The organism is Exiguobacterium sibiricum 7-3 (assembly GCF_000620865.1).
Classification (GTDB): Bacteria; Bacillota; Bacilli; order Exiguobacteriales; family Exiguobacteriaceae; genus Exiguobacterium_A; species Exiguobacterium_A sibiricum_A.
In genome coordinates this window covers 563514-576097 of the sequence record NZ_KK211190.1, presented here as the reverse complement: position 1 = coordinate 576097, position 12584 = coordinate 563514, and the positions used below count along the sequence as shown (strand labels likewise).

8 protein-coding genes are annotated in these 12584 nt (G+C 47.8%); 3 read left to right on the top strand and 5 right to left on the bottom strand.

The features are described 5' to 3' along the window. Positions 1 to 75 precede the first annotated feature (75 nt). The 3 genes from P402_RS0103835 to P402_RS0103825 all read right to left on the bottom strand — a co-directional run bounded on the left by P402_RS0103835 (position 76) and on the right by P402_RS0103825 (position 3406). The gene (locus P402_RS0103835) at positions 76 to 1992 is read right to left on the bottom strand and encodes an FtsX-like permease family protein (protein ID WP_026827498.1); all 1917 of its coding nucleotides are present in this window, start codon (positions 1990 to 1992) and stop codon (positions 76 to 78) included. Further along, entirely contained in the window at positions 1979 to 2743 is a 765-nt protein-coding gene (locus P402_RS0103830; RefSeq protein ID WP_026827497.1) for an ABC transporter ATP-binding protein, read from the bottom strand. The genes P402_RS0103835 and P402_RS0103830 overlap by 14 nt, the downstream gene beginning before the upstream one ends. A gap of 159 nt (positions 2744 to 2902) precedes the next feature. Beyond that, positions 2903 to 3406: a PTS sugar transporter subunit IIA gene (locus P402_RS0103825; protein ID WP_026827496.1), complete on the bottom strand. Its 504-nt coding sequence runs from the start codon at positions 3404 to 3406 to the stop codon at positions 2903 to 2905. Between the two features lie 174 nt (positions 3407 to 3580). On the opposite strand from P402_RS0103825, the gene P402_RS0103820 reads away from it, so the two are divergent. Beyond that, positions 3581 to 5287, top strand: coding sequence for a M3 family oligoendopeptidase (locus P402_RS0103820; RefSeq protein ID WP_026827495.1), 1707 nt, complete (start codon positions 3581 to 3583; stop codon positions 5285 to 5287). Positions 5288 to 5475: 188 nt separating this feature from the next. On the opposite strand, the gene P402_RS0103815 is transcribed toward P402_RS0103820, so the two are convergent. Both P402_RS0103815 and P402_RS0103810 read right to left on the bottom strand, forming a co-directional pair. After that, entirely contained in the window at positions 5476 to 8277 is a 2802-nt protein-coding gene (locus P402_RS0103815; RefSeq protein ID WP_026827494.1) for a putative bifunctional diguanylate cyclase/phosphodiesterase, read from the bottom strand. A gap of 128 nt (positions 8278 to 8405) precedes the next feature. Continuing rightward, on the bottom strand, positions 8406 to 8828 hold the full coding sequence (locus P402_RS0103810; RefSeq protein WP_012371366.1) for a CBS domain-containing protein: 423 nt from the start codon (positions 8826 to 8828) through the stop codon (positions 8406 to 8408). Positions 8829 to 9004: 176 nt separating this feature from the next. On the opposite strand from P402_RS0103810, the gene P402_RS0103805 reads away from it, so the two are divergent. Together P402_RS0103805 and P402_RS0103800 are read left to right on the top strand one after the other, a co-directional pair. Continuing rightward, positions 9005 to 11251 (top strand): methyl-accepting chemotaxis protein, encoded by a 2247-nt coding sequence (locus P402_RS0103805; RefSeq protein WP_026827493.1) that lies wholly within the window; start codon positions 9005 to 9007, stop codon positions 11249 to 11251. Positions 11252 to 11416: 165 nt separating this feature from the next. Then, positions 11417 to 12571: a helix-turn-helix domain-containing protein gene (locus P402_RS0103800; protein WP_026827492.1), complete on the top strand. Its 1155-nt coding sequence runs from the start codon at positions 11417 to 11419 to the stop codon at positions 12569 to 12571. Positions 12572 to 12584: the final 13 nt, after the last annotated feature.

The window sequence follows — 12584 nt, the reverse complement described above, 5'->3', positions numbered from 1 at the left end:
TTCAACCCCTTCTTTCTCCATGATACCGAACAAAAAATGGACTGGAAACGATTATTCGTTTCCCGCCCATTTGAATTAGATGACGATGCGTCGATAAGCACGCACCGTGACGAGATAATATAAGAGATAAACGACGGTATAACAACCGATTGCAAGCGACATCGGTAACCGCAAATCATAGTTCAATAATTTTTGCAGAACCTGCATCGCAAACAGACTGTGGACTAAACCAAGCAAGTACGGCAAGACAAACATGAATCCGACCGAGCGACGGATGATACCGGTCTGCTCTTGCTGATCAACACCAACCTTTCGGATGATAGCAAACCGTTGTTTCGATTCTTCTGCTTCCGCAAGCATTTTAAAGTAGATGATGGATCCGGTCGCCAGTAAAAAGACGAGACCAAGGAATCCGGCAGCAAAGGCAAGCAGCCCGGTCGTCGCGGTCGTCATGGCGTAGACAGGATAATAGGCTGCCATCTCCGTCTCTGCTTTTTTACCGTACAACTGTTCCAGTCGGTTGATCAGCCCGTCATCCGACCGCTCATCAGAGAACTGATAGTTCGTCAACATGGCTGCTTTTTCCGGCATCATGGCAAAGGTATCATCCGAAACAGCAAAGGCCAACCGCTTTTTCGCATACAGTTGAGTGAGTGGTAGATTCGTCGCACCGGTAATCCGAAAGGACGAATGCGTGTCCTTAAACGTCACTCCGATGGGTGACTGAACGGATTCCTTCAATAAGTCATTTCCTTTGAACGTCTCAAGGACAATCGCTTCGCCTGTACCCGGCTCCGGTAAGAGGGTTTTCCCATTATTTTTGGCCAACTTCTGATAATCGGAATAACTGATATAGCTGAACTGTCCCGGCTCCCCGTCAAATCCGAATGTCTGGTAGGACGTTGTAAAGGACAACGGGTTTGGCAACTCCTTCATCGAATGAGTAACCGTCTTGACGTTGACCATTGTCCGCGACTCAATCGTTTGGTTCGATGACCGGATCAATTTTTCTGCGGCTTGTTGCTGTGTCGCAATCGATAAACTGTACGGCATCTGTTCCTCGACTGTCCGGTCAATATAATAATAGATCGACGTTGCTGTCCCGACGGTCGTCAGCGTGACGGCAGTGATGACGGTGATTGTCGACAACATGACGGCATTGGATTTAATCCGTGACATCAATTGCCCGTGTAAAATCAAGTTCGTGCCACGGTAATGCCGAAGACGTTTACTGAGTACACGCAGTAAAAAAATCGTGAAGTAGCTCATCGTTCCGAACGTACCGACGATGATACAGATCATCAAAATGGGTGCAACGACCGTGAAGTGTTCCAGTAACGGTTTTCCAGTCAAGTAGTAGCCGACCCCGATCAACATCACTGATAACACGGCAAGAATCGGATGTACTTTCGGGACTGTCTCCACCTGTTGCTTCGCCTTAAACAGTTCAATCAACGTAAACCGGTAAATCGTCCGGGCTGAACGAAGTGCAATCACAAGGAAGATCGTCAAGAAGACAACAACCGTCTGACCGATTGCACCGGCATTGATTGAAAAATCTGCTTCAATCGTCATCCCCATCACGTACGCCAACAGTTGGACAAAGTACTTCGAAGCAATCGTACCAAGCAAAACTCCAATCAACAGACCAATCAATCCATACCCCATCGTCTCAAGAAACAGCAACTTCGCAATTTGCTGGCGTTCGAGACCAAGTAACGCATACAGCCCGATTTCCTGTTTCCGGCGTCGTAAGAAAAAATCACTCGAATACCAGATGAAAATGGCGGAAAAGAGTGCCAGAATCACACTTGACCCTGTAAAGACCGTCCCGAGTTTCCCGTATAATTCATTAGCCTGCAACATCGCTTCATTGGAGCGGATTGCTAAAAACGTATAGTAAATTAATATCGCAAACGTGACCGCACCGAGATACATCACGTTCTGACGGATGTTCTTTAAATTCCGGAAAGCTAACTTAAACAAGTTCACGAACCACACCTCCGAGTTCACGTTGGACTTCCATGATTTGCTCGAAAAATTCCTTACGTGTCCCAAACTGATGAATTTCCCGGAACAATTCGCCGTCTTTGACGAACAGGACCCGTTCCGCATACGACGCAGTCATCGGATCATGCGTCACCATCAAGATCGTCGCCCCCTGTTCGTTCAGACCGGCCATCGCTTCAAGCAGACCCGTTGCTGATTTTGAATCGAGGGCTCCGGTCGGCTCATCCGCTAAAATCAGTGACGGCTGATGAACGATGGCGCGTGCGGCGGCCGTCCGTTGTTTTTGACCACCCGACAGTTCAGACGGTCGTTTTGCGAGTAACTCCTCGATTCCAAGTTCCCGAGCGACAGATGCGACACGCACCAAGATATCGGCCTTCGGGACCTGTTGTAACGCCAGCGGCAAGGCAATATTTTCTTCGATGGTCATCGTATCGAGCAGGTTGAAATCCTGAAAGATAAAACCGAGCTGTTCCCGCCGAAAGCGGGCCAACTGTTTTTCCTTCATTGCGGTGACCTCTTCCCCGTTAATCTGAATCGTACCGTCCGTCGGTTGATCAATCGTTGACAACAGATTTAACAAAGTTGATTTCCCAGCTCCTGACGGCCCCATGATGCTGACGAATTCTGCATCGTGAATCGTCAGTGTCGTTGGCCGGAGGGCCTCGTGGCGGGCATTTTTCGTATGATAGACTTTCGTAATCTGTTCTGCGTGTAAGATGGCTTTCATCATGTATTCCTCCCGTATTCTTCATGTTGCTTTTAGTATACGAAGCAATATGCCTTTCAAAGAATCGGCTAGACTTTCATTCATCTTACAAAACAGTAAGCTCGGGTATGAGACGACAAAAAATCCCCTCGTCTAGGACAAGGGGACTGATTCGTTGCGAGCTTATTTATGTGTTGCTTTGAAGAGTTCTGTTTCGCCTGCGACAACAGATGTTCCTTCAGCTGGTACTGCAGAAAGTGTAAATTGATCGTGGTTTGTCACGATGATTGGTGTGATTGTTGATGGTGCATTGGCACGGATGAAATCAAGGTCGAACTCAACAAGAACGTCACCGGCTTTGACTTTATCGCCAGACTGAACGTGTGCTGTGAAACCTTCACCTTTAAGGTTAACTGTGTCTAATCCAACGTGGATCAATAACTCAAGTCCGTCTTCGCCTTTAAGACCAATTGCGTGTTTTGTCGGGAAAATCGTTTCGACCGTTGCGTTGATCGGTGAAACAACTTTACCTTCTGTTGGTTCGATCGCGATACCGTCGCCCATCATTTTTTGTGAGAAGACTTGATCGGGTACGTTCTCGATGCTGACGATTTTACCTGTAAGGGCAGAAGCAATTTTCGTGTTTCCTTCATCATTACCACCAAACAATTTTTTAAAGAATCCCATGATACTATCCCTCTACTTTCTCGATCGTTTTCTTCTTAAAGAAGATTCGATTTTTTTATAGGAGCCAGTTAAATACGAACTCGCTCACGTTCTCACAAAAAGCATACGTTTGTAACTCTGGTTTTGCAAGTATTTTTGTGTGATAATAGTTAGAAATCACAAGGAGGCGCTTACATGTTAACATTTTCAGAACTTACATATGTCCGTCCTGACCTGAACGTCCTTGAAACTTCTATGCATGCTGCAATCGCTCGTTTGCGTGAAGCAACAGATGTAGATACAGCAAACAATGCCATCTCTGAGATTAATACCCTTAGAAATCAATTTGAAACAGCCAGTCAATTGGTGGAGATCCGTCACACGATCGATACACGTGATGGGTTTTACGAAACGGAACAAGGTTTCTTTGACGAAGCCGGTCCGGTTTATCAAGGATACGTCTCGAGTTATTATCAAACGTTGACGACTCATCCCCTCCGTTCTTCGCTCGAATCAACATGGGGGAAACAGCTTTTCTTACTGGCGGAAGCAAGTTTGAAGACGTTCTCTGACGCCATCATTCCGAAACTCCAGGAAGAAAATCGTTTGGCAAGTGAATATACGAAGTTGATGTCGGCAGCGCAAATCGAATTTGACGGCAAGACATTGAACTTGTCCCAGTTTGGCCCATACCTACAGTCGGCCGATCGGACTGTCCGAAAAGCAGCTTCTGAAGCGCGTTACGGCTACCTCAAAGAACATGGTGATGCGATTGATACGATTTACGACAAGTTGGTTCATGTCCGGACTGATATCGCGAAGACACTCGGCTTCCCGTCATTCGTCGAACTCGGTTATGCCCGGATGCTTCGTGTCGACTATGATCAATCGATGGTCGAAAACTACCGGGAACAAATTCTCGAGACGATTGTTCCAATCGCCACATCCCTCAAAGAACGTCAGCAACGCCGGATCGGTGTCGATTCCCTTTATTATTACGATGAAGGATTTGCTTTCAAATCCGGAAATGCAACGCCTCAAGGGGAAGAAGCGTTCATCATCGAAGGCGGAAAGAAAATGTACCGCGACATGTCACCGGAAACAAATGAGTTCTTCGAGTACATGTTAGAACGCGGTGCACTCGACTTGACGGCGAAGCCGGGGAAAGCCGGCGGCGGCTATTGTACGTACATTGCCGACGAAAAACTTCCGTTCATCTTCTCGAACTTTAACGGAACAGCCGGTGACATTGATGTCCTGACACACGAAGTCGGACACGCGTTCCAAGTCTATGAAAGCCGTCACTTTACGGTCCCGGAATATGGATTCCCGACGTACGAAGCGTGTGAAATCCATTCGATGTCGATGGAATACTTCGCCTATCCGTGGATGGAAGAGTTCTTCGGGGATCAGACGGCTAAGTATAAGTTCAGTCACCTTGCCGGTGGCGTCACGTTCTTACCTTACGGAGTCGCCATCGATGAGTTCCAACATGTCATCTACAATCAACCGGAACTGACACCAGCAGAACGCCGGACGGCATGGCGTGATATTGAGAAGAAATATCTGCCCCACCGGAACTATGAAGAAAATGATTATCTCGATTCAGGGGCTTGGTGGCACCAGCAAGGGCATGTCTTCGGCAGCCCGTTCTATTATATCGATTACACGCTTGCGCAAGTCTGTGCCTTCCAGTTCTATGCATGGATGGAGCAAGACCGGGAAGCTGCTTGGAAATCATATCTCGAGCTCTGTAAGGCCGGCGGATCGGAAAGCTTCCTGACGCTCGTCGAACGTGCCGGACTGAAATCACCATTCGCTCCTGGAACGGTCGGTGCAGCCGTCGAGCCCATCAAAGCTTATTTATCAGAAACGGATGATCTCGCACTCGACCGTATTTGATTGATTCGCAAGAAAGAACATCAAAAAAACGAACCGAAGGATCCCTTATTAGGGGTATCCCTCGGTTCGTTTTTTGTTGCAATCTGTGATTTCCCTGCAATAACCGAAAGACGGTCACGTTCAAACGAAAAAAGACCGCTTCCTCAAATTAAAGAAGAAACGGTCACCTTGCATAATTTAGCCGGACATCATCCAGACAGTTTGACACCCTCTTGATACCCGTTATACCAGGTCTCAAATTCATCGGCTGGAATCGGACGGGAATAATAGAAACCTTGACCATATTCACAGTCCAGTTTTCGTAAGTTCTCTCCCTGTTCTGCTTGTTCGATTCCTTCCGCCACGACATCATACTTTAACGTATGGGCGAGTCGGATGATTGTCTCGATTAACGGCGCGTTCGAACAGGCATCCGTTCCACTGATAAACGAGCGGTCAATCTTCAGACGTTGAATCGGAAGACGGCTTAAATACGACAAAGAGGAATAGCCGGTACCAAAGTCGTCAATCGCCAGTCGGTAGCCAAGCTGATGCAGCGTCTGCAATGCATCGAATACACGCGTATCGGAAAAGACACCAAAGGATTCTGTAATTTCAAGCTCCATACGTTGCTCAATCCCGGGATAACGATCCCTGACATCGGTCAACAGCTCGACGATCCGTCCGGAAACCAGCTCTTTGACGGATAGATTGGCAGACACACGAAGTGACTCAAGCGGCGTCCCTTCCCATCGTCTGACCTGATTGACAGTTTCCTGAACAACCCACATCCCGATTTCTTCAATCAACATCGATCGTTCGGCAATCGGGATGAAAACGGCTGGACTAATCATGCCGCGCTCTGGATGGAACCAGCGTAGCAAGGCTTCGCATCCGTCGACCGTTTTTGTCTTCAGATTGACTTGAGGCTGATAAAACAGTTGCAGTTCATTTCGGGCAATCGCTTCCCGTAACTCCGCTTCCAGGACAACTGACTCCCGGTATTCTTCACTCATCCACGATTCAAACCAAATCGGTCCACCTGTTTGTTCCCGTTTGGCATGTTGCATCGCGATGTCGACCGAAGACAGCAGCGATGTCACCGCGACCGCGTCATCCGGATAACGGACCATACTCATGCTGATGCTGACATCGATTTTTTCACCATCAATTTGATAAGGACGTTCCAAGATTGTTTTAAGGTCCCGGTAATCAACGATCTCCTGTTGGAAGATCAAGACGGCAAACTCATCGCCGCCGATCCGGGCTGCCGAACCTGTACCGATGAAATGATGCCGTAAACGATTCGCCAGTTCCTTTAAGATTTGATCTCCGGCACTGTGCCCGTAGATATCATTGATACGTCTGAACTGGCGTACACCGATCGTGACCAGCTCTCCCGGCTGTGGCGCAGCGATTGCTTCTTCCATCTTTTGTTCAAACCCGTTCCGGTTCAACAAGGATGTCAGCACATCATACAATGCCAATTGCGTAATCCGCTCTTCTCGTTTGAATTGATCCGTCTCGTCATGACAGGTCAAATAAAGTGCCGTCCCGGTGTCATTTTTCGAGGGGACATGAATGATGTTGACGAACATATTTCGGATGTCTTGTTTGAAAATCATTTGGCAACGGATTGTCTGACTGTATCCTTCAATCGCCCGATTGAGTGCCCGTCGAAACCGATTTAAATCTGCCGGATGAATCAGTTCTTCAATCGTCATCAATTCAGATGATTGGGCCAGGTGTTTGAAACGGTCGTTACTACTAAGCAATTGAAAATCAGACGACAGCGCGACGATTGGATTCGTATTTTGAGAAAATAAGGACTCAATTTCTGCTTTCTTTTGTTTGATTTCCTTCGTTTTTTTATCGTTATAATCCAACAATCCAGAAATGATCGTCGTCATTGTCCGGAAAGCTGCGACGACAGGATGAAAGTCATTTGATTCCGGCACCTGATGATGCGACTGCTTCGGACCTTCCGCAAAAAAGTCTGCTTCTGCCTGTAAAATATGTAAGTCCTTTTGGAATGCCCGCAATAAGGATAACGTTAACCAAAGCAGCAACAGGATGACACAACAAGTTGCAACAAACATCAACCAGGCATTTCGGATGAGTGTTGTCCCGTGTTCGGTCATTTCGCTCTGAACATTAGTAATCCCTTGGTCAAATGAGCGATACATACTTGCCTGATACCGACCCGCCACTTCATCTATCGTTCCATATTGCCGGAGTTCCGGTTGATTGATTGTCGCATCCATCATCCGTAAGTAGGCGTACATCTGGTTGCTCATGACGGAAATATCACGGCGACGATTTTCATCTTCCGGTCGCATCGTCGCATAAAGGGACTGGATTAACGCGTTGTTCCGCAAATTCAACTCTTGACGTACCTGACGAAGTCGCAGTAAATCAATCGAATCCACTTGCCCGTCTTGATTCGCACTCACTAAGAACTGCCCTGCCCGTCCAAATTCTTCCTGCATTAAAAAGAGATTCGAGAAGAAGGAATAATAGGTCCCCGTCTCTCCACTTAAATACAGTTGGTTGAACAACACTTCACTTTTATACGCAGTCGCTGCCCGGAAAAATTGATGATCCGACTCATATCCTCCAGCTTGCAAACGGCTGATTTCAGATAAAAGATCTTTTTCGGCAGGTCCTTCCATCTGTATTTTTTTCAGCTGTCGTTCCAGCGCTTTCAGTTCAGTTTTTGTTTGTTGCCACGTATCGGTCCGTGCCGGAACGGCATCTTCCGTCGTTTCACTTAAGGTGAGGTAATACTCACTCGTCAAATCCCGTTCGACTTGATTGAGTCGTTCAAAAATATCCATCATACCGCTTGATCGTTTGAACTGATACCCGTCTTCAAGATTTTTAACTAGTTGTTGCGCCGCGATTAATAACGCTAACAGACCAATAACTGAAATCATCCATGAGAACGTTTTGTAGTAGGAGCGTTTTCGGAATGCTTCTACGATGGAGACTGGTGATAAACGTCGCAACACATCGTCCTCCCTAACTTGTCATTATGTTTCTATATCGTCCAATGCAACCGGTTCGTGAAGTGAAAAAGGGTCAATAAAAAGCACTTCTTTTCACTTTCCGTGAAAATTAGTGCTTTTTTTACTAGATTTCAGTATTGAACGTTTTCCCGAGCCACTTTTTTAGCAAAATAGTCAATGATATCGCGTCGGCGAATGATTCCGATGAAGTGTTTTCCATCATCGATGACCGGTACGAAATTTTGATCGGTGATGACTTCAATCATCTCTTCCATCTGTGCCGTGATCGAGACCGGCTTGTACCGGACACGCTGTTTGATGTCCGTTAACCGGGTTTGCAGCACATGATCATAATCCGCATGTTCAAGATTTTTTTCAAGCGCCCACAGGACGTCACCTTCCGTCAGGGTTCCTGCATATTTTCCCTTGTCATCAACGAGTGGGACCGACGTGAACCGATGATGTTTCATCTTTTCAAGTGCTTGTCTGACCGTTGATTCCGGATCTAAGTATTTAACTTCGTCTTTTGGTAATAAGAAAAAAGCAATATTCATTTCTGTTCCTCCCTAGCCACTCTGAGACACCCCTTCTATTTTATCATGAACTCCGGTTACGTTCAGTTCCCAAATCATGAAAATCTCCCCACAATTCCTTCATATTTAGTACTACCCTTCCGATAATCAGAATAGACAGATTTTAAAGACTATTTCAAAAGATAGGAGAATTACATATGCGCCTTCCGATAACACGCCGTCTTTTCGTCGGGTTGATTTTATTACCGGCCCTCACGTTAGGAGTCTCGACCTGGTTTTCCTACGATCAGACGAGTCAGACCGTCGAACGCCTGGTCGATTCGACCTCCCAAACTGCCTTAAAACAACTTGAGCAATCATTTTCCCGCATCATCGATGACACGAAAAAAGATACAACGCTGTTAGCAGGTCTTCCGTTCAACCGGACAAACGGACAACTACCGAATTACATACGCAACACGCCGGAACCGGGGACGGAACTGCCCTCCCAAAAAGCGAAAGATATCTACAGCGTCCTTGAAAAATACGGTTCATCCAAAATCGAAAATTCCTTTGTCCAGTATGCCGATATCAAGGGCGGTTATTTAAACTGGCCGAAACAGGAAGCCGCGTCGGGGTACGATCCCCGCCAGGACGTCTGGTACAAACAGGCGTTGGAAAATTCGAGTACGGTCGCGATGAGCGAACCGTACTATGATCAAGCAACTAAACTATCGGTCATCGGCTTTTCAAAAGCGACGCTCGATGAGCAAGCGAACATCAAAGGGGTATTATCCGTCTACAAGAGTGTCGACCGTTTATCGGAAGACATGAAACGGATTGAAATCGGTCAGGAAGGATTCGTCTTCAGCTATACAAAAGACGGTCAGATCGTCACGCATCCGAACAAAAATTATTTCTTTAAGAAAGTCGACCAGTTACGTGAAGATGGAAAAGCGTACTTTGAAGCACCTAAACAAATGATCAGCCAGGAATCCGGTTCGACGATCATGGAGGTCGGCGGAAAAAAATCGGTCGTCATCTGGCAACTGTCCTCGAAGACCGGCTTCAAACTAGCTGTCGTTCTCGATTATGCCTCGTTGTATGCGCCTAAGGATGCAATGCTGACACAATCGTTGATCAACTTTGTCATTGCGATCGCCTTGGCGACTTTGATCGCCTGGCTCATCGGCCGTTCCATCAATCGTCCGTTAGCCGGTCTTCGCAGTGAAACGTTAGCCATCGCAAACGGTGATTTACGCGCAACGACCCGTCCAAAACGATGGATGCGCGACGAGCTGTCGGATCTCGGCGACAACTTTGACGCCATGCGCCAAAAACTTCGTCAAACGATTACCGCGATGACACAGTCAGCAGGAACCGTCCGTGATGCTTCACAAGACTTGTCATCAAATGCGACCCACGTTCAAAATGCATCGGTTCAAATCGGACAGACGATGGAAGAAATCGCTGCCGCCGGCGAGACACAAACGAAACAAGCAGAACGCTCCTCCCATGCGGTATATGGCGTTAAAGAACGGTCTGTTGCGATGCAGGCTACCGCTGCCCAAACGCTGTCCGAGGTCGCTTCTGTCGCGGAAGCAGCGACACGCGGCAGCAGCTTAACGAAACAAACCATCACGGATTTATTACAGCATTCCGACTCGCTGGAGAAGGAAATCCAGAATACGTCCGATTTCCTCAGCAATCGGTCTGAAGAAATCGGCAAGATACTCGGAACGTTACAGGCCATTTCGAGTCAAACTAATCTGTTGGCCTTAAATGCTGCCATCGAAGCGGCACGTGTCGGGGAACAAGGACGCGGGTTTGCCGTCGTTGCGAGCGAAGTACGTAAACTTGCTGAAGAAAGTGATCAGTCCGCCAAACAAATTAAACAGTTACTCGATAATATCCAACATGAAACACAGACGGCGATGGGTGCGATGAACGGCGTCATGGATGACTTAAAACAATCACTGGAATCCGTCAAGACGACCGGTGTCGATTTCGAGCAGATTGCCGGTTCCGTCCAGCACGTTTCGAAACGAACAGAGTCCTTGACGGGTGACATCAGCGCGCTGACCACTGCCACCGAAGAAGTCTCTGATGCGATGGGAACCATCCTTGCCCTGACGGAAGAGAATGCTGCGGGAATCGAGACGAGTGCCGCAAGCATCCAGGAAACCAATGCAACAATCGAAGCGGTCACGACGGCCGCTGCTCATCTCGCTCAAATTGCAACGGAACTTCATGCCTTAACGGTCGATTTCCAAGTCGATGAAACGACCGTCGAGGACGAGCTTCTCTCGCCTGCCGAAGGACCGGAATCCATCGTTCCTGACAGGTCTTACGACGAAGTGGCTGCAGCCTCGCTTGATGAGCTGTCTGAAAATGAGCCCGTGTCAACTGATAGCGAATCGGCTGATCCAGTCGACTCAGACTCGCATGACGACGCTCACCGTTAATCGATTTCCCTTACGACCGAAAAGACATCAACCGCCTGAGCACTTAGGCCGTTGATGTCTTTTGATTTTTTGAATGTCCCGGTGTCCAGTTGATTCTTGCTATACAATCACCCAGACACGACGTAAACTGAAAACAACACGTTTCCAAAGAACGGAGGAATTCCAGTGTCGCCCTTATCAACAGCAGATTTGACTCAAATCGCAGAGAGTCTTTACGGGACAACTGGTTTTTTTGTTTCGTACCAGTCCCTGACCGGTGAGGAACTGGACATCAGTCCTGCTGCCCCTTCGCATCCGAGCCGTTTATCGATTGAACAGGAATGGCCGGAACCGGATCAGACACCGCTCCTGTATACCTTAAAAGATGGCACAGCTTACCTGTTTATTCCTGTCGAGGAACAAGGCCAGTACCGGATTGGTCCGGTCTTACTCCAGTCGGCCCTGTTCCGTGCGCACATTCAGGATGAAACCTTCCATCAATTTTATAAAACGTTGACCCGGACGACGGAAAACCGATTGATTGACTGTGCTCATTTAGTCCACCGTCTATTGACCGGTCAGCAACTCGCCAAACGGGACATCCGGACCGAATCGGAAAGCGGGGATCAGGAAATTCCATTGATAGCCGATGTTTCCCCGCATACGGCAACGACCGCCTACATCAAGGCCTGGGAGCGGGAGCAACAGATCATCGAATGGATTTCTTCCGGACAAAGCGAACGCCTGGCGACGACCTATTCCCTACCCGCTTACGGCGAATTTGGATCACTCGCACGTCATCAACCATTGCGGGCTGAAAAAAATCTGCTACTCGGCACGGTGTTGTTGAGCGCACGGGCTGCCATTAACGGCGGACTGGAACCGGATGAGGCCTTTATGCTCAGTGACCGGATGATTGAATCGATCGAGGCAGCAACCAGTATTTCCGAACTGCGAAACCGTCACGTCCGGATTACCGTCAGTTTTGCCGAAGCCGTCAAACAGATTCAGGAGTTACGCCATTCGCCGCATGTACTTGCCGCAATCCGTTACATCCAGCAACATCTTTATGATCCGTTGTCGGTCTCATCAATCAGCCAAGCGATTCACGTTTCGTCGAATTATTTATCCGTCCTGTTCAAGGAAGAGACGGGACTTCCGCTTGCACGCTATGTCATTCGTGAACGGATCCGTGAAGCGAAACGTCTGTTGCGTTCGACGGATGATTCCTTGCTGACCATCTCGAACAAGTTACATTTCTCGAGTCAAAGCCATTTCAGTCAAGCGTTCAAACAGACGACGGGCGAGACGCCGACTCATTACAGACAACATCATTTTTAATCTTTTTTAAAGG

Bases quoted from the DNA above. Each gene is read 5' to 3' on its own strand.
- P402_RS0103830 (WP_026827497.1), bottom strand. From the start codon at position 2,743: ATGATGAAAGCCATCTTACACGCAGAACAGATTACGAAAGTCTATCAT.
- P402_RS0103805 (WP_026827493.1), top strand. From the start codon at position 9,005: ATGCGCCTTCCGATAACACGCCGTCTTTTCGTCGGGTTGATTTTATTA.
- P402_RS0103820 (WP_026827495.1), top strand. From the start codon at position 3,581: ATGTTAACATTTTCAGAACTTACATATGTCCGTCCTGACCTGAACGTC.
- P402_RS0103810 (WP_012371366.1), bottom strand. From the start codon at position 8,828: ATGAATATTGCTTTTTTCTTATTACCAAAAGACGAAGTTAAATACTTA.
- P402_RS0103825 (WP_026827496.1), bottom strand. From the start codon at position 3,406: ATGGGATTCTTTAAAAAATTGTTTGGTGGTAATGATGAAGGAAACACG.